Source organism: Sphingobacterium multivorum, from assembly GCF_039511225.1.
Lineage (GTDB): Bacteria > Bacteroidota > Bacteroidia > Sphingobacteriales > Sphingobacteriaceae > Sphingobacterium.
Map to the genome: position 1 here is coordinate 4,865,622 of NZ_CP154261.1, position 18,820 is coordinate 4,884,441.

The 18,820-nt window shown below is 38.0% G+C and carries 17 protein-coding genes; 3 read left to right on the forward strand and 14 right to left on the reverse strand.

The window, feature by feature from the left end:
• Positions 1–13 precede the first annotated feature (13 nt).
• The 7 genes from AAH582_RS20245 to AAH582_RS20275 all read right to left on the reverse strand — a co-directional run bounded on the left by AAH582_RS20245 (position 14) and on the right by AAH582_RS20275 (position 6,820).
• Entirely contained in the window at positions 14–1,786 is a 1,773-nt protein-coding gene (locus AAH582_RS20245; protein WP_343320038.1) for a peptide MFS transporter, read from the reverse strand.
• Between the two features lie 138 nt (positions 1,787–1,924).
• Positions 1,925–2,254 (reverse strand): helix-turn-helix domain-containing protein, encoded by a 330-nt coding sequence (locus AAH582_RS20250; RefSeq protein ID WP_046671770.1) that lies wholly within the window; start codon positions 2,252–2,254, stop codon positions 1,925–1,927.
• 66 nt (positions 2,255–2,320) lie between these two features.
• Positions 2,321–3,691 carry a Mur ligase domain-containing protein gene (locus AAH582_RS20255; protein ID WP_046671771.1) on the reverse strand — a complete coding sequence of 457 codons (1,371 nt, stop codon included), beginning with the start codon at positions 3,689–3,691 and terminating at the stop codon, positions 2,321–2,323.
• Between the two features lie 7 nt (positions 3,692–3,698).
• The gene (gene prmA / locus AAH582_RS20260) at positions 3,699–4,538 is read right to left on the reverse strand and encodes a 50S ribosomal protein L11 methyltransferase (protein ID WP_046671772.1); all 840 of its coding nucleotides are present in this window, start codon (positions 4,536–4,538) and stop codon (positions 3,699–3,701) included.
• 9 nt (positions 4,539–4,547) lie between these two features.
• Positions 4,548–5,315 carry a triose-phosphate isomerase gene (tpiA, locus tag AAH582_RS20265; RefSeq protein ID WP_046671773.1) on the reverse strand — a complete coding sequence of 256 codons (768 nt, stop codon included), beginning with the start codon at positions 5,313–5,315 and terminating at the stop codon, positions 4,548–4,550.
• A gap of 11 nt (positions 5,316–5,326) precedes the next feature.
• Entirely contained in the window at positions 5,327–6,493 is a 1,167-nt protein-coding gene (locus AAH582_RS20270; protein WP_343320049.1) for a putative sugar nucleotidyl transferase, read from the reverse strand.
• A gap of 78 nt (positions 6,494–6,571) precedes the next feature.
• Entirely contained in the window at positions 6,572–6,820 is a 249-nt protein-coding gene (locus AAH582_RS20275) for a type B 50S ribosomal protein L31 (protein WP_046671774.1), read from the reverse strand.
• A gap of 225 nt (positions 6,821–7,045) precedes the next feature.
• Between AAH582_RS20275 and AAH582_RS20280 the strand changes: the two genes are divergently transcribed.
• On the forward strand, positions 7,046–7,384 hold the full coding sequence (locus tag AAH582_RS20280; RefSeq protein WP_046671775.1) for a DUF2853 family protein: 339 nt from the start codon (positions 7,046–7,048) through the stop codon (positions 7,382–7,384).
• Between the two features lie 24 nt (positions 7,385–7,408).
• On the opposite strand, the gene AAH582_RS20285 is transcribed toward AAH582_RS20280, so the two are convergent.
• Both AAH582_RS20285 and AAH582_RS20290 read right to left on the reverse strand, forming a co-directional pair.
• A complete protein-coding gene (locus AAH582_RS20285) occupies positions 7,409–8,053 on the reverse strand; it encodes a carbohydrate-binding family 9-like protein (protein ID WP_343320060.1) in 645 nt (214 codons plus the stop codon).
• Between the two features lie 80 nt (positions 8,054–8,133).
• Positions 8,134–9,240 carry a phosphotransferase enzyme family protein gene (locus AAH582_RS20290; RefSeq protein ID WP_343320064.1) on the reverse strand — a complete coding sequence of 369 codons (1,107 nt, stop codon included), beginning with the start codon at positions 9,238–9,240 and terminating at the stop codon, positions 8,134–8,136.
• A gap of 230 nt (positions 9,241–9,470) precedes the next feature.
• Here AAH582_RS20290 and AAH582_RS20295 point away from each other — a divergent pair, with 230 nt between their 5' ends.
• Positions 9,471–10,817 carry a Gfo/Idh/MocA family protein gene (locus AAH582_RS20295; RefSeq protein ID WP_046671778.1) on the forward strand — a complete coding sequence of 449 codons (1,347 nt, stop codon included), beginning with the start codon at positions 9,471–9,473 and terminating at the stop codon, positions 10,815–10,817.
• Between the two features lie 145 nt (positions 10,818–10,962).
• Entirely contained in the window at positions 10,963–12,255 is a 1,293-nt protein-coding gene (locus AAH582_RS20300; RefSeq protein ID WP_343320068.1) for a hemolysin family protein, read from the forward strand.
• A gap of 76 nt (positions 12,256–12,331) precedes the next feature.
• Here AAH582_RS20300 and AAH582_RS20305 read toward each other — a convergent pair whose 3' ends face one another.
• From AAH582_RS20305 to AAH582_RS20325, 5 genes are all read right to left on the reverse strand, one after another.
• Positions 12,332–13,921 (reverse strand): peptide MFS transporter, encoded by a 1,590-nt coding sequence (locus AAH582_RS20305; protein WP_046671780.1) that lies wholly within the window; start codon positions 13,919–13,921, stop codon positions 12,332–12,334.
• A gap of 83 nt (positions 13,922–14,004) precedes the next feature.
• Positions 14,005–15,579, reverse strand: coding sequence for a peptide MFS transporter (locus AAH582_RS20310; protein ID WP_343320070.1), 1,575 nt, complete (start codon positions 15,577–15,579; stop codon positions 14,005–14,007).
• 270 nt (positions 15,580–15,849) lie between these two features.
• Positions 15,850–16,740, reverse strand: a complete 891-nt coding sequence (locus AAH582_RS20315; protein WP_046672364.1) for a TIM barrel protein — start codon at positions 16,738–16,740, stop codon at positions 15,850–15,852.
• Between the two features lie 22 nt (positions 16,741–16,762).
• The gene (locus AAH582_RS20320; protein WP_070566110.1) at positions 16,763–17,491 is read right to left on the reverse strand and encodes a (Fe-S)-binding protein; all 729 of its coding nucleotides are present in this window, start codon (positions 17,489–17,491) and stop codon (positions 16,763–16,765) included.
• A gap of 20 nt (positions 17,492–17,511) precedes the next feature.
• The gene (locus tag AAH582_RS20325) at positions 17,512–18,810 is read right to left on the reverse strand and encodes an MFS transporter (protein WP_046672366.1); all 1,299 of its coding nucleotides are present in this window, start codon (positions 18,808–18,810) and stop codon (positions 17,512–17,514) included.
• Positions 18,811–18,820 lie beyond the last annotated feature (10 nt).

The following is an 18,820-nucleotide window of genomic DNA, read 5'->3' on the forward strand; positions in this document are numbered from 1 at the left end:
GCTTATCTATTTGTTATTTAATTCCGTGCATCAATCGTTTAATCAATGGATTAAACAGCATTACTAACAGGCCTGCTAAGGCAGGAATTGCTGTAAATAAGAAGAAGAAATAACTCAAGGAGTGTTCCTCTTGAATTGTTTCCACTTGTCCTCCTAATACCGCTGCAACCTTCTGTGCAATAGCAATCGCCAAATACCATATTCCAAACATAAATGCGAGCATGCGAGCCGGCACCAATTTGGATACGTAAGAAAGACCTACAGGTGAAATAAATAATTCGCCCAATGTATGGAACAAATAGGTCAGCACCAAAAATACCATCGAGATTTTAGCCCCTTGGCTTATCCCCATAGATCCCAACCCAATAATAAAAAATCCTATCGCAACCAAAATCAAACCAAAGCCATATTTAAAGGCTGCCGATGGGTTATATTTGGACTCCCAAATTTTGGATACCGAGGAGGCAAGTGCAATGATAAAAAATGAGTTTAGGATCGAAAACCAGGAGACTTTAATTTCTGATGCTTCTTTATTGAATTCATTGTACAACATCCAGATTACTGCTCCCCAGATCAACCCAAAACAGATAAACAATACGATATTTGAAATGGCAATTTTGTTCCAGGTTACTTTTGCCAATTTAATCAGAACCCAAGAGATAATCGAAAGCGGTACAATCGTCAATAAACCATTTACCACATTAAAGGTCGTCAATGCAGCACCAGTAAGTGATCTATCAATATTATCTCTAGCCACAAGAACCAACGAAGTTGCCCCCTGCTCAAAGCTCATAAAAAAGAAGACCAAGAAAAACGCTAGCAACACGACCGCAAACATCCGATCCCTTACAACCTTATCATAACGCAAAATCCGTGTCACAATAAGATATATGAAGAGAATTAACGCCACAATGACCATAATATATTGACCTCTAAGAAACGGTGTATCCAAACCAGAAAACACATCAACAATACCATTCTTAGACAAAGGGTCATTGAAAGCATATACGAAACCGATAATAGAAACTATCGCGATCAATACATAATCCCGTATGGTAAATGGATTTCTGGTATCGGTATCCTCAGCGATAACTTGGTGTTCCCCTGAGGTCGACTTAGTTAAAATACCCAGATTTCCCATGAGCGGTTTTGCGAAAACAAACTGCAGTGTTCCCAGAAGCATAAAGATACCAGCTAAGCCGAATCCCCAATGCCAGCCATAAGTTTCGGCAATATATCCACATAGCATCATGCCAAAGAAAGCACCAGCATTGACCCCCATGTAGAATATGGTATAAGCTCCATCTTTTTTCTCTGGTAGATCTTTATACATTTCACCCAAGATAGAAGGCATATTGGGTTTGAAAAAACCTGTTCCAATAACTAAACAGATCAAACCCAGAAAAAACATAATGGAAGTATCAAAGGCCATGGCAGCATGACCCAGCGTCATAATCGCCGAACCGATGATCACAGCTTTACGTGATCCAATATATTTATCCGCTATAATTCCTCCTAGAATAGGAGTTAAATAGAGCATCATGGCATAGGTTCCATAGAGTGCTCCCGCTTGTTGTGCAGTCCAGGACCATCCCGAGAAAGGACTACCTTGAATAACTGCAGCAGTTAAAAACTGCATTAAGAGTACACGCATCCCGTAGAACGAAAAACGTTCCCACATTTCAGTAAAGAAAAGGACAAAGAGTCCCGAACGCTGTCCCAATACATTTGACTTAAAAAAATCAGTCGACGGGCTAGTAATCATATCCCCGTTTAATCTCCCCATAAATAATCAACCTTTATTTTTTTTATAAAATACTTACAAAGAAACAAAAACAAAATCACTTTTGACCAAAATAAAGTTGCATAAACAAAAAAAGGCAACCCTTTTGGATTGCCTTTTCGGTAACAATTTTAATATGCCTTATCTTTTGTGCAATTGCTCATAAAGATCAATAACCTTTTTCTGCAATTCAATTACTTCGCTATCGCGTTGTTGTAATTTTTGCGTCAAAGCATTCACCTCGTTTACATACTCTTTATCTTCTTCAGAATCTGAAGTAGACAAAAGTTGAACAACAGTCAAATTGAATAATTTTGAGATTTGATTCAGGCGAGACAAATTCACATCTGTAATCCCTGTTTCAATTTTAGAAAATGCTGGGATTGAGATATCCAATCGTTTTGCAACATCCTCTTGACTCCACCCCTTTTGGTGTCTAAGTAATCTGATTTTTTTTCCTAATGCATTCATCTGGTAGATATTTTAAACAAAAATAATAAATTACAATTTAATTTACATTAAATTATAAATTTTTCTCTAAAAATCTCGAAAAAACCGATCAGCCAGCACAGACAAATTAACCCCATTATAATTATTTAAACTCATAAGAAGTAAATTGTAACCTTTTGATTTGACACCATCTAAAAATGAATAGAGCCCATCCAAACTCACAACAACCTCTAAATCAGGGTTATTAAAATTATCCTTAATATTATTGGGGACACTTTCGATATCTTTATTAAGTTCTTTACAGGAATTTATATTCACGTAGACCACAGAGACATCCGACTCTTTCATTGAGTTTGCATATTGTAACAAAAACGATGAATCTAAACTATCATACGAGTTTAATTCGATAATTGTAACCAATTTCTGATTAGGAAATTGCTCTTTCACGGCGTGAATACTCGACTTCACTTTATCCGCATTACAGGCATAATCCTGATAAACCACAGATCCTTCCGAGCTTGCAACAAACTCCAAATAACGAATCGAAGTATTAAAACTTTTTATGGCCTCAAAGAACTCTTTCTTTTTGATCCCCAACCATTCGCAGATCGTATACGCCCCAGCAATATTAGATAGGTTGTGCTTACCAAACACTTGCAATGGAACGTCGCCATCCGGTGTATTGATGTAAGTCACCCCCTTATTAATTGTATAATCAGGAATCTTATAGCCATGTCTATTGATCTTACAATCTTTTGTATCTTGAAGAACCTTCTGTAACACAACATCTTCCTTATTATAAATTAAGGTACCTTTAGGCGGAATTGAATCAATAAAATCTTCAAATTGTTTAATATATTCCTCTTGAGATATTTTCGAGTTAAACTCATTCCATACAATACCCGAAATTAACGCTATATTCGGTTTATAATACAAAAATTTGGACTTCGGATCAATCTTAGATGAAACATATTCATCTCCTTCGATAATAATAATCTTATTATGCTTAGTAATATCGACCAACTTATCAAAGCCTCTTAATTGAGCTCCTACCAAATAGTCAAATTCTTTTCCTAGAAATCGCATAACATGCATCACCATGCTCGTTATGGTTGTCTTACCGTAACTTCCAGCGATAACCACCCGGATTTTATCCTGTGAAAGCTCTTGTATAAATTCTGGAAAAGAATAAATTTTAAGACCTAATTCCTGGGCCCGCTTTAATTCAGGATTATCAGCCTGAGCATGAGCACCCAAAATCACAGCATCAATATCCTCCGTCACTTTTTCTTCAAACCACCCCAATTGATTAGGAAGCAATCCTGCTTCAATCAAATGAGAACGGGAGGGCTCGACGATCTGATCGTCAGAACCGGTCACTTGATGCCCTTGTTTTGCCAATGAAATAGCAAGGTTATGCATCACACTACCACCTATTGCTATAAAATGAATCCGCATAGCTAAATTATCGCTTCACAAACTTGGCTGCACACCAATTATTTAAAACTTTATTGGAGATAAACTCAAAACCTAATGTGGTCGCCGCATCGCTTAAGATTGCTAAATCTTCCTGCTCATAGAAACCACTTAGGTACAGCTCTCCCCCTGTACGAATGCTCAAGGCATACTGAGGTAATTGTTCTAAAAGAATGTTACGGTTAATATTTGCCAAAATCACATCAAAGACCCGACCGGCCAAAACTTCGTAAGATCCACAGAGCGCTTCGATATGCTCAACATGATTGAGTGCCCTATTTTCGATCACACTTTCAACACATATCTCATCATAATCCACAGCCAATACAGCTTTCGCGCCTTTTTTTGATGCCAAAATGGCCAGGATCCCTGTACCGCAGCCCATGTCTAAAACCTGCTTGCCCATAAAATCATTCTCCAAAATATACTGAAGCATCATCGAAGTTGTTTGATGATGGCCGGTGCCAAAAGACATCTTCGGATCTATAATGATTTCATAGGGAAACTCAGGTTTGGCCTCATGAAAAGTTGCACGCACATAGCATTGCCCTCCTACCTCTATTGGGTTGAAATTGCTTTCCCACAATTTATTCCAATTCTGATTTTCTATTTCCTGTATCTTATAATCGACCTCTAGGCCTTCATAAGGTTGAAGCATCAACGTTTCTAATGCTTGCAAGTCAAGATTTGCAGCTGAAATATAAGCTGCAAATCCAGATTCGGTATCCTCAAAAGTATCAAAGCCAATATCAGCCAAATCAGATATCAACAAATCCTTCTGCCATTCTTCACCTGATCGCATTTGAAAGATAACCTCTACGTATTTCATTTCTAAAAATTAGCCGTTAAATACTTTAGCGATATCAATAAAATCTCTCGATTTTAAAGAAGCACCTCCAATCAAACCACCATCGATGTCGGCTTGAGCAAACAAATCTTTTGCATTACCTGGATTACAAGACCCTCCATATAGAATACTTGTATTATCAGCAATCTCCTGACCATATTGATCAGCTAGCACCTCACGAATAAATTGATGAACCTCCTGTGCTTGCTCAGGGCTAGCTGTCAAGCCAGTACCGATTGCCCAAACTGGCTCATATGCCAATACCACAGCTGCAAAAGCTTCTTTAGACAAGTGGAACAATCCATCTGTCAATTGTGTTTTAATCACATCAAAGAAAGCTCCAGATTCGCGTTCTTCTCTTGTTTCTCCAATACAGAATATTGGTGTCAAATCATGCTTTAATGCAATATCCACTTTAGATGCCAACAATGCATCAGTTTCACCAAAATAAGCACGTCTTTCAGAGTGACCTAAAATAACATGTGAAGCACCTACTGATTTTACTTGTGAAGCCGAAATCTCACCTGTATAAGCACCCGACTCCGCTTGGTGAATGTTCTGAGCACCAATATTTACATTCGCGACATTTTTAGACAGTTGCCCAAGACTTGACAAATGAATAAATGGACTACAAACAACCAATTCCTGGTTTCCAATCACTTCATCTTTGGCCATATTGATAATTTCAGAAAACAAGCTCAATCCTGATTGATAGTCTAAATTCATTTTCCAATTACCAGCTACGATTTTTTTACGCATGATTTTACGATTTAATTATATTTTTTGTTAAGTTGATTCAATTTATCTTTAATCTGCTCCGTGAGCTCTTCCCCTTTTGATGTATACAGCGTCTCCAGATATGCCATAAACTTATCAAATTCATAAGTCTGAGCACCTCCGTCAAACACCCAAGCAAATGACGGTACAAATTTAGCATAAAAACTTGTATCTGCTAGCATGCTTGCAATTCCAATTACTGTTCCTGTATTTAAAGCCGAATTTATGCCAAGGCGAGTATAGTCTCCAATAAAGGCACCGCATTTTAAAAGACCTGTATCCCGAACACTATCTAATGCATAATCGTAAATTGAAACAGTCTTTAAGTTATTCTTCAAATTGGAATTAGAGGTACCAGCTCCTAAATTACACCAATCTCCTATTACCGAGCATCCTAGATAACCATGATGCCCCTTGGCCGAAAAATCACCAATGACCGAATTCCCGATCTCTCCCCCAATAACACTCTGCTTCCCTACCGAAACATTCCCATAAATCGTAGCGCCCATTTTTACAACGGCTCCTTTACCAAGATATAATGGACCACGCAAATGCGCGCCCTCCATAATTGTAACATCTTCATCGATATATATGGGACCTTGTAGGGTATTGAGCGTAGCACATTCCATGCTAACACGATCAGCTACATAAAGATCATTACCCAACAATTGATTTGTTCCAGATATACTGGACGACTGAACACTTTGTACCATATGATTGAAATCATGTGTTATTTCAGTTCCTGTGAGCAAAAACAGATCTTCTATCCCTTTTAATAGATCAACAGATATATCAACCTCTTGCACACGATAAGAGTCCTTATGCGTATAACAACAAGCTAAAACGTATCCGTCCTGTACAAGGACCTCTCCTACACGCAAGCGCTGTAGAAGCTGTAATAAGGCTACTGACGGAATAACGTTCTCAGACACCCATATAAGCCCCTCCTCATTCGCATGGGTGGTAATATAGTCTACATCAAATTTTAAAGCTAATTTTTGCCATTTCTCCCGTAAAGTCAGTATACCAACCCGAAGGTCCAAACAAGATTTCACGAAAGTAAATGGATAAAGACTCTTTCTATCAAAAGTAGTTAATGGGGAGCTAAGCTTATCCAACAATTGGATCGAATCAAAGCAATCTGTAAAGAAGATTTTCACAAATTAAAAATAACAAAAAAAACCCGACAAATTATATTTATCGAGTTCTTAATATTGTAATATACAGATCTGCTACAATTATTTTTTGTTGTAACGGTTACGGAATTTGTCGATACGACCAGCAGTATCAACCAATTTCATTTTACCTGTATAGAAAGGGTGTGATGTATGAGAAATCTCTAATTTTACAACTGGATACTCATTTCCGTCTTCCCATGTAATAGTCTCTTTTGTATCAACACAAGATTTTGTAATAAAAGCATAGTCATTTGACATATCTTTAAATACAACTAATCTGTAATTTGAAGGATGCAAATCTTTTTTCATTATTATTATGATTACGTATATTCAATTATTGAGGTGCAAAGATAACTTATAAAAATGTAACTTACAACAATTACGAAGAATAATTAGTTGAAATTTTCCACATTTTAGTTAACAGCACTTATCAAGGGCACAAATGTAACAATCTTTATCCTAACCAAAGAATAATTTTGTTTATCGACTTTTTTACCTAACTTAACTTACTACAATTAAATCACTTACATAATTATGAGCAAATTAGATGAAAAAATTGCTGCATATGTTGCAGAATCAAAAAAGCTAGGCTTATCATTAGATGAAGCATTTATTGCAAAAGTAACAAAAGGAATAGGACCTTCCATTTACAATGCAGACTCGGAAACCATTGCTGCATCAGATCCCGAAGAACTTAACCGTGTCAAACAAAACTTTTTGATCAAAAAATTAGGCCTAAAAGATGGCCCTGATTTAGACAAGGCACTAGAGGAAGTGATTACCGCTATTGGCAAATCCAATAAAAATAAATACCGTGTATTAGTATATGCTTTATTGGCAAAGAAATTCAAAAAAGAATCTGTTTACCAATAAGCATCACCTTTTTTCACTCAACTCCTAACCAAAGACCATTTCTCCAAAAAACTCAGGGAGATGGAAATTAGGAGTTGGGTTTTCTATTTTATTCCAAGATATAAAATGTGGTTGTTTGAGATGATCACCACATTTGTAAAAATTCCCATGTATCCGTTTACCTTTCAGGTCTATAAGATCGTCAAACTGAAATACAGCAAATGGAATGACCTCAATCATACTCCATCGCTTATCGGAACCATTACGCTCAATTAAAGAGTAAGTACGCACCTGTTCTATTGTTGTACTATCCAATCGATTTCTACTCGCCTTTTCGGCCGGACCATAACCGATCAAGCCTGTTCCAATTAGATTAAATTCCAGGTTATAATAATGTTCGCGTCCATCAAAAGAAATAAAGAACTCCACACAGCTATCTTCCCATACATTTTGATTTGTTTCGGAATAATTACCCCGAAGTTGTTCTTCGACGACATCATATTGCAACACAATATATTCCCGGCTGTAGCCAATCTTAAATTGTACCTCAGGTTTATACGGAAAAGATTCGCTCCAATTGTTAAACTCCAAAGAATGTGATTCAAAATTGTTCAAGAGCTTCGACAAGGTGTTATAATCAAGTGTATTTGTCAGATCCGCTACGATAGGCGATATGGTTAGTTTTTTCATTTGAATATATTTTTTTAAAGAAAAAAGAAGCTTCATCTAAGCGATGGAAGCTTCTCAATATGATTAAAGGTATAAAATTGTTAAATGCAATCAAAAACTACCTTCCGCATAAATGCTTCATTCTTTTCCATCTCTTCAACCAATTTCAATTGCGTGTTTGTACGCACCAGATTATGGTCTTCATATTTAGTCTTGTAGTAATGATCTCCTTCCAAATAGTCCGTTAAGAAACGTACTCCTTGCATATAGGGCAATAAGAAGGCCCCATCTACCAATGTCTCTTTCTCCAAAGTTGTCAAGAAGTCGTTAGCTTCTTCCAAATAACCCTCGGCATAGGCCTTATATAAAGCAAGATTTAACAGAATTTTCGAAACATCCTTTTCATCTTCGGCAACGGGGTTAATAATCGTCCGAATCGCATCCCCAAAGTCGTATGCGACATAACCGGGCATGACTGTATCTAGGTCGATCACACATTGCATCTTATCGTGGCTGTCTAAGAGTACATTATTAAACTTGGTATCATTATGGGTAATACGCAGCGGTAGGTCGCCCTTACTACCAAGTTCAAGAATGGTTTTCATTCGACCTTCACGACTAAAGATAAAATCCAATTTGTCCTTTACGGACACTACGCGTTGGCACACATCTTTAGCGATTGCCTTTCGAAGATTTTCAAGTCTAAACTCTATATTATGAAAGTTGGGAAGTACTTCAACGATCAACGAAGCATCTAAATCCGACAGCTGTTTTTGAAACAATCCAAAAGCACGGCCACCCTCGGCTGCTTGGACTTCTGTCTCTACAATATCGTAGCTTTTCGTATCCTCTATGAGGATAAACATGCGCCAATAATTATCCTGACTATCTTTTATATATAATTCCCCAGCTTTTGTAGGAACAATTGTCAATACATGATCGCTGATTCTTTTTCCTTCAGCGACTTTAACTTTCTTACTAAGATGCTTGGTGACAATCTCAATATTATGCATTAATCCATCCACGTTCGGAAAAACATGGTGATTAATACGTTGTAATAAATGCGATATACCGCTATCTACAGTAGTAACTACACGATAGGTATCATTGATATGACCAGAACCAAACGGTTGCACTGAAATGATATCTCCTTCTAATGTGAATTGTTTTGCTGCGCTCTCTACTACTAATTGGTTAAAATCAGACATTAAACTATGTTTTTTAAATCATCAATGTGCTTGCAATATCACAAATTGAATTAATAAATGATAATTTTTATTTCAATCAAACGTTTGCATGAAATTTAATAAAATTAAGCAAACGTTTGCACTTTCATTTATCCCAAATGAAATAATATATTTGTTAATAGTACCCAGTCTCAAAGACTGTTTTCAAACAAGTAAATAACTAATATACAAACTCCTTATATCTCAAAACAATGGATAGAAGAAATTTCATAAAATCGACTGCCATCACTACAGCTGGAATCGGTGTCCTTTCAAGTACAGAATTATTTGCCCAAACAAATGGCAAGATAAAAATCGGTTTTATTGGTGTGGGTCTTAGAGGACGTAATCACGTTCAAATTGCCCTAAACAGAGATGATTTAGAAATTGTGGCTGTCTGTGACACCCAAGAAGAATCTCTAGCACAATGCCGCAAACAATTCAACGCAAAAGGCACCAAACTTCCAAAAGAATATACTGGTGGCGTTGATGCTTACAAAAAGATGTTAAGCAATGAAAAATTAGATGCTGTCATTATTGCAACACCTTGGCAATTCCACAAAAACCAAGCTATTGACGCAATGAAAGCTGGACTATACGTAGGTTGCGAGGTTATAGCAGGTCTAACGCTACAAGATCACTGGGATATTGTGAAAGTATCCGAAGAAACCGGAAAGCCTTACATGACCCTAGAAAATGTGGCATTCCGTCGTGACGTACTTGCTGTATTGAATATGCACAGACAAGGACTATTTGGTGAATTGTTGCACCTGGAAGGCGGTTATCAACACGATTTACGCGAAGTATTATTCAATGACGGAAAAGCGTATTATGGCCATGGCGTTGAATATGGCCCGAAAGCGATTTCTGAGGCACAATGGCGTACACAGTTCAATATCGATCAAGATGGTGATCTATATCCTACCCACGGTTTAGGTCCAATTATGCAATTTGCAGATATCAACAAGGGCAACAGATTCACCCATATCACTTCGTACTCAAGTAAAGCCCGTGGATTGGCAGCCTATGTCAATAAAGTTTCCCCAGGACACCCCAACGGTAAGATCAATTACAAAAATGGTGATATCACACAAACGATGTTACAATGTGCAAATGGAGAAACCATGTTATTAACGCATGATACACACTTGCCAAGACCTTACTCTATCGGCTTCCGCGTACAAGGAACAGATGGTATTTGGATGGATGTTGCAAAAGGTATTCACATCGAGGGTAAATCCAAACCACACACGTGGGATTCTGCAGATGAATGGGTAAAGAAATACGATCACCCAATCTGGCAAAAATATGAAGCGGTAGCAAACGGTTCTGGTCATGGTGGCATGGACTGGTTTGTATTCAATGCGTTCATTCAGGCGGTAAAACAAAAGGTACAGACGCCAATTGACGTATATGATTCAGTAACCATGAGTGCTGTATTCCCATTATCTACCGAGTCTATTGCAAAAGGAAATAAAACGTTGGAATTCCCTGATTTCACAAAAGGAAAATGGAAAACCAAGAAAAATACTTTTATGCTAGATGACAGTGGAATGTAATTGAAAAAACATTCTTATTATTATAAAAGCCGTATTGAAAGATATACGGCTTTTTTTATGGATGCTTGACATAATCATAATAATCCTACTTTTTAGCTGGTCTTTTCCGTAAATTAGCACTAGCAAACAACTTTTTCAACTCATTATGCTTACCGAAGCAATTATTATTTTAGTCCTGATTATTCTAAACGGAATACTATCGGCATCAGAAATATCCATCGTATCCAGCAGAAAGGCAAGGCTACAGGCTGAAAGCGATAAAAACAATGCTGCAGCCAAAATAGCGCTAAACCTAAAAGAATCGCCCAACAACTTTCTATCCACTGTACAAATAGGCATTACCCTTATCGGCATTCTAACCGGTTTTTTTTCTGGTGGTAGTATTTCCACATATCTAGTCGGCATATTTAATAAGTCCAGTATTATAGCCCCCTATAGCGAACAGCTCGCTGTAATCATTGTCGTCTTTATCATCACCTACTTTTCGTTGGTGCTTGGTGAATTAGTCCCCAAACGTATCGGTATGGCTATTCCGGAGAAGTATGCCATGCTAATCGCTTACCCGATGAACCTGCTCAGCAAAATCGTACGACCATTTGTATGGCTACTCAGTATGTCGACAGAGTTTATTGTCAAAATACTCAATATCAAGAGTAGCGGCAATAGTGTCACGGAAGAAGAAATTAAGGCGCTAGTAGACGAAGGTGTCGACAGTGGTGTCATCGAAGGTATTGAGCACGATATCGTCGACCGTCTATTGAGTTTAGGGGACAAAAAGGCGGTCAACCTAATGACTCACCGCAAAAACATTGTTTTTTTGGATCTGGAAGATTCTTTTGAAGAAAACAGAAAGATCATACTGGACAACGATCATTCCATCTACCCGGTCTGTGAAGGTGGACTCGACAATATTAAAGGTGTTGTTCATGTAAAGTCCTTACTACGACAATGCCTCCAAAACGAACCATTTGATCTAAGAATGCTTATGTTACCCATCAAATTTGTGAACGAATTTAGCTCATCTTATAGCATCATGAATACCCTGCGCACCTCCAGTATACATCAGGCGGTTGTCATTGATGAATATGGTTCGCCACAGGGAATCATTACGTTACGGGATATCGTTGGCGATTTGGTAGGGAACATCACCGAAAGCGACCTAAGTGCCCGACCGACAATACGTCAATTGGAAAACGGCGATTATGTTGTCGACGGACAATATCAGATCGAGGACCTTTTGGATGAATTTGAAATCGGTCTTTCTGAGGAAGACGAAGATGGGATCAACAATGTAACTACCGTAGGAGGCCTAGTGTTCCTAAGATTAGATCACGTGCCCGAAGAAGGCGAACGTGTCCGATTTAAAAATCTGGTTTTCGAAGTGCTTGATATGGATGGGCACCGCATCGATAAACTACTTTTGAAAGTGGAGGAATAAAAGAATATAAAAAGCGGTTGGTTGATCGAAGTACTGATCAGCCAACCGCTTTTATATGCTCACCTTCTACAACAATTTAGTTGATGCCGTGCATCATTTTTTTCAATAAGGGGTTAAAGATGATCAACAACAATGCAGTAACTCCCGGAACTATTGCAAATATCATAAAGAAGTAAGACATCGAATGTTCTTCTGTAATGCGATCAATGTATGACCCTAAAAATCCACCGATAAAATTGGCAATAGCCGAAGCACAGAACCAACAACCGAAAAGAAGTCCCAAAAATTTCTTTGGAGAAAGCTTACTGACATAAGACAAACCAACAGGAGACAAACAAAGCTCTCCTGCGGAATGGAAAAAATAGGCGATTACAAGCCAAATCATACTGACCGAGGCTGTCTTGGCACCTTGAGGAATCTCGCTTGCCCCATAAGCCAGTGCCGCAAATCCGATACCCACTAATATTAAGCCCAATGCAAACTTAACAGGACCAGATGGATTCCATATTTTTTCCCAGAATTTACTAAATGACGATGCCAGTGAAATGATAAAAAATGCATTCAAAATCTGAAACCATGAAGCGCCGACTTCTGATCCAGTTATTCCTATTTCTCTAAAGACTTTCCAAAGTCCCAAACACCAAATTATACCAAACGAAATACCAGTAAATAAGATTGTTAACGGATATTGTTTATATATCTTTCTAGCCAATGCCGTTAAAACGATCGTCACAATGACAATTGGCACAATGGTCAAAATAGTATCAATCCATTTAAATGTCACAGCCGAACTTCCAGACAGAACCCTCTGTGTATAATCCTTTGCGAATATTGACATGGATCCGCCTGCTTGTTCAAAAGACAGAAAGAAAACTACACTAGCCAACATGAATATGGTGACGACGATCAATCTATCTCGGACAACATGTGCTGGAATGACCTCTTCCTCTTCTTCGTGATTCTTGATCTTTTTTTCATGGTAAGCCTGAAGTGCTTTAGGAGAATCTCCGATGATACCAAATATCTTTTGTCCAAAATAGAATTGCAACATACCAAAGAACATAAACACTCCAGCGAGTCCGAATCCATAATGCCAACCGATCTTCTCACCAATGTAACCACATAATAGCATTCCTAAAAATGATCCGGCATTGATTCCCATATAAAATATGGTATAACCAGCGTCCTTTTTAGGACTTTGATCTGGGTAGAGATTTCCCACCATGGAAGAAATATTAGGTTTAAACATCCCGTTTCCTAGGATCATTAAGACAAGACCAAGATAAAAGAAATTTGAATTTACGCCCTCAAATGCCATAGACAAATGCCCCAAGGTCATGACCAAAGCACCGATCAAAATTGCCTTTTTAAAACCGGTTAGCTTATCCGCTATCATTCCACCGATCAATGGTGTCAAATAGACGAAACCAGTATACAAACCGTAAAGTTTCATGGCCCGTTCATTACTCCATTCCCATCCTCCATCAGCAATGGAACTTATTAAAAATAAGGTCAACAATGCCCGCATACCGTAATAGCTAAACCGCTCCCACATCTCTGTAAAGAATAGGACAAATAATCCGGCAGGATGTCCATTTACCATCTTGTCATCGATCCCCTGCTTAGCAAGATGCGCTACAAGAACTTGATCTTTTTCTTGATTCATATAATTTCAATAATTTTTTTATAACTCAGGTTTTGTTTTTATTTTGATAAAAATCGCTTGAAGATACACTATTTTTCTATGAATTAATCAATTCCATGCATCATCTTTTTTATTTTTTTGTTGCCTAGAATAAGAAATACAGCAGCCACCATAGGGATCACTGTAAATACAGCAAAGAAGTAAGACATCGAATGAGATTCAGTAATCTTATCAATATACGACCCAATAAAGCCCCCTATAAAATTAGCTATGGCATTGGCACAAAACCAAAAACCAAACAATAACCCCAGGAATTTTTTGGGCGATAGTTTACTGACATAAGAAAGTCCAACCGGACCAATACACAATTCGCCCACTGTATGAAAAAAGTATGCCAATACCAGCCATATCATACTAACAGAGGCCGTCCTTGCACCGGTAGGAATCTCGGAGCTTCCAATAGATAGTGCTGCAAAACCAACTCCAACCAATGTCAGTCCCATTGCAAACTTAATTGGACCAGAAGGATTCCATACTTTCTCCCAGATCTTACTAAATGATGTAGCCAGCGTAATGATAAAGAAAGAATTTAACATCGGAAACCAGGATACAGTAACTTCCGAATTCATACCATAATACTCCCGATAAACCTTCCAAAGACACAAGGACCAGATGATCACAAAAGAAATGCTCGAAAAAAGTATAATCATCGGGTATTTGCGTATGATTTTCTTCGCTAAAACAAACAGTACCCCAGTAATTACCACAATCGGCAAAACCGTCAATGTAGCGTCGAACCATTTAAATAAAACCGCCACGTCACCACTCAATACCCGCTGTGTATAATTTTTTGCAAAGATCGTCATCGAGCCACCCGCTTGTTCAAAAGCTAAATGGAAGACAATACTTGACAACATAAAAATGGCTATTACAAGCAATCGATCACGCACAATATGTTGCGGATTTTCTTCTTGACCCGCTGCAATATCGGTTAGCTCTTCTTGTTTCTCGGGTGTATTTCCAATCTTTCCGAAGATGGGCTGCGCAAAATAAAATTGCAACATTCCCAAAAACATAAATATTCCGGCAAGCCCAAAACCATAATGCCAGCCGATCTTCTCACCAATATAGCCGCATAGCATCATACCCAAAAATGCCCCTCCATTGATACCCATATAAAAAATGGTATACCCCGCATCCTTTTTACCGCCTTTATCTGGATATAATTTTCCTACCATCGAAGAAATATTGGGTTTGAACAGACCATTTCCCAAAACAATCAGCACCAACCCTACCAAAAAAAAGCTTTTATTAAATCCCTCTAAAGCCATAGCGATATGCCCAAGAGTCATAATTATAGCCCCCACCATAATGGATTTTTTATATCCTGTAAGACGGTCGGCTATAATCCCGCCGAACAAGGGCGTTAAAAATACCATCCCGGTGTACAAACCGTAAAGCTTCATAGATTCGGAGTTGGTCCAGCCCCATCCTTGTTGGGCGATGGTAGAAACTAGAAAATTCACCAACAGCGCCCGCATACCATAATAGCTAAAACGCTCCCACATCTCTGTGAAGAATAATACGAACAAGCCGGCTGGATGCCCTTGTACCAATACATGTTCCGCCCCTACTTTTTGCAAATGGGTTTCAAGAACAGCATTTTTTTCAAAATTCATGTTTTTTTAGTCGTTATTTTTCAAAATAAGGTAGTGCGATTTCCATTTATAAAGTATACCATCAGTAAATGGAAAAATCCGATGGTCCTCTACACCAAGAAAGTAGTTATTCACTCATCTTCATATACTCAAGCAAGATAGTGAAGATTTTAATAGGTTTCTAACAAATGGACTTCAGTTTTTTTAGTTGTTGCATCCGAGCAACACATCAATTAAAACCTATTTAACTATTCGAGTTCTGTCCATAGACAGAACTCGAATAGTTAAATTTTAAATCAAAGGACGCAAACGTTCCAATAATTTTTTAGTAGCAAAAATACCCTCTTCCTCACTCAACTTACTTCCCTCATATTCAATCCCCACATAACCTTTGAATTTTGCCTTTTTAACAATCTTCAACATACGCTCATAGTCAATTTGCGTTTCATTACCATTGGCATCAAAATCATGTGTTTTGGCACTCACACCATGCGCATAAGGCATTAAATCCGTTACACCTTGGTAACGATCATACTCATAGAAATTACCAAGATCGGGTAAACTTCCACAATATTTACTACCCACTGCTTTTAATGTATTGGCCAACCAGTCACCATGCGAAGAGATACCACCATGGTTTTCTACAATAATGCTAATGCCCGCTTTTTTACCGATATCAGATAGTGTTGTTAAACTTTCAACAACACGCTTACTCACTTCCTCAGGCGTTCCTTTTCCAGCCGCATTGACACGAATGGCATGACAACCTAAGAAATTAGCTGCAGAAATCCACTTATAATGGTTTTGCACAGCTTGTTTTCTCTTTGTTTCATCTTCGTCACCGAGATTTCCTTCACCATCAATCATAATAAGTACATTACGTACACCATTATCTTTCGCGCGCATATTTAGCTCAGTAAGGTAATTATTATCATTAGCCTTATCTTTAAAAAACTGATTCACATATTCTACCCCATAGATACCGTATTTTTTGGCAGCCAATACCGGAAAATCCAAATTGTTCAAATCTCCCTTAAACAAGGATTTATGCAATGACCATTCAGCCAAGGAAATGTCAAACCAATCTTTCTTTGCTGCCGCAAAACTCTCCAATGAGGGAGCTAATGCGATACCAGCAGATGCTAGCGCAAGGTTTTTAAGAAAATCTCTTCTTGAATTCATGTGTTTAGATTTAATGTGTTATTTAAATATTTCCCCAGCCAGTGGTCAACACATCAACGAGGTGCATCGTCTGAATGGGTAATTTATGTTTATCGATATAAGATTGAAGCTGTAGCAAACAAGATGAATCAGTGGAAATAATATAATCCGCATTCAGATCAAGTGCATTGCGCACTTTTTGCTCAGCCATTGCTGCGGATATTCCTTCGAATTTAACGGCAAAACTTCCCCCAAACCCACAACATGTCTCGCTATCTTTCACCTCCACCATCTCCAAACCTAAGACCTTACTCAATAATTTCCGTGGTTCCTCTTTAATTTTGCACTCTCGCAAAGCCGAGCAAGAATCATGGTACACCGCAACACCCTCCAATTCAGCTCCAAAATACTCTTTTTTTAGCACGTTTACTAAAAAATCAGAGATTTCCATCACCTGTTGTTGTATTTTATGACATTGATGGGAATCTGCCGAATTTGCGAATAAATCATTATAAGCATGTCGTACCATACCAGTACAGGACGCCGAAGGAGAAATAATCACATGATCTCCCGAGAAGTCACCTAAAAACTTCCGTCCGACCTGTTTCGCATCATCCCAAAATCCAGCATTATAGGCCGGCTGGCCACAGCATGTCTGCTCAGGATTATAGACGACCTCGCAACCGACTTTTTCTAATAAACGAACCGTATTAAAAGCGGTTTCAGGGTAAAGCTGATCTATAAAACAAGGAACAAAAAGTTCTACTTTCATATGCAATTCAATCAATAAAATTAAGATTTATTGGATACTAATATCCGGACCAAAAGTAACAATCCAATTACAAAAAATAAAGAAAGAACCAATGCCGAATATCGAATATTATGTGTTACCTGTTCTATAAACCCGAATGAGAATAATCCAATGACAATAGCAACTTTTTCTGTAACGTCATAAAAAGAGAAGAAAGCCGTCGTATCTTTAATATCCGTCGGAATTAACTTAGAATAGGTTGAACGTGATAAGGACTGAATCCCGCCCATCACTAAACCGACCAGTGCAGCAATTATATAAAACTGAAGTGGAGTAGATAAATAAAATGCTGCAATACAGATGCCGATCCAGATCATCACCACAACGATCAACACCTTAATATTTCCAAAAAGCGTAGATAAATAAGACATTAAAAATGCACCTAAGATAGCCACGAGCTGGATGAGAAGAATTGTTGCAATCAACCTTTCTGCGCCTAAATGCAAAATTTTCTCCCCAAAAGAAGAGGCTACAATCATCAAGGTCTGAACACCAATTGCATAAAAGAAAAAAGCCGGCAAAAACTGTTTTATTTCTGGAATACCTTTGATCTTTTGGATAACATGGCCGAATTCATCCCGTACATTCTGTACAAAACTCTTACCGGTGTTATTCTCGGTCGCATCAATTTTAGGCAGGTATTTAAAAGGGATCATTGAAAACCCAAGCCACCACAATCCGACCATTAGAAACGATATACGAGCCGGTAGTGAAGCATCTGTAATACCAAACCATTCAGGTTTAAGCACCACTATAAAACAAAGAATCTGTAAAGTGACACAGCCAATATATCCATAAGCAAAACCTTGCGCACTCACTTTATCTTGTTGATCGACAGTCGCCAAAAGCGGTAAATAAGAATTGTTAAACAAAACACCGCCAATATACCCCATCGCTGCAAGCACAAAACAAATGATGCCAATTTCCAACGTTTCAAGCTTGAAGAAAAATAAGCACATACATGCAACCGCTCCAACATAGGTGAAAAATTTCATAATCTGTTTCTTTTTCCCCTTTGCATCAGCGTAGGAAGAAATAAAGGGCAAAGAAAAAGACATCAGCAAATAGGCAAAGGCCAAAGAAAAATTGGAAAGTGCGGTATTGACGACTTCAATCCCAAAGAAACGAACAACATCACCATGCTCTTTTGTCGTCGTAATTGCGGTATAATAAACAGGGAATATCGTGGAAGTAATAACAAGGTTGTAAGCAGAATTGGCCCAATCGAACATGGCCCAAGAACGAATCAATTTTTTATTGTTTTTTACAATTGCTTCCATTTAAATTGGC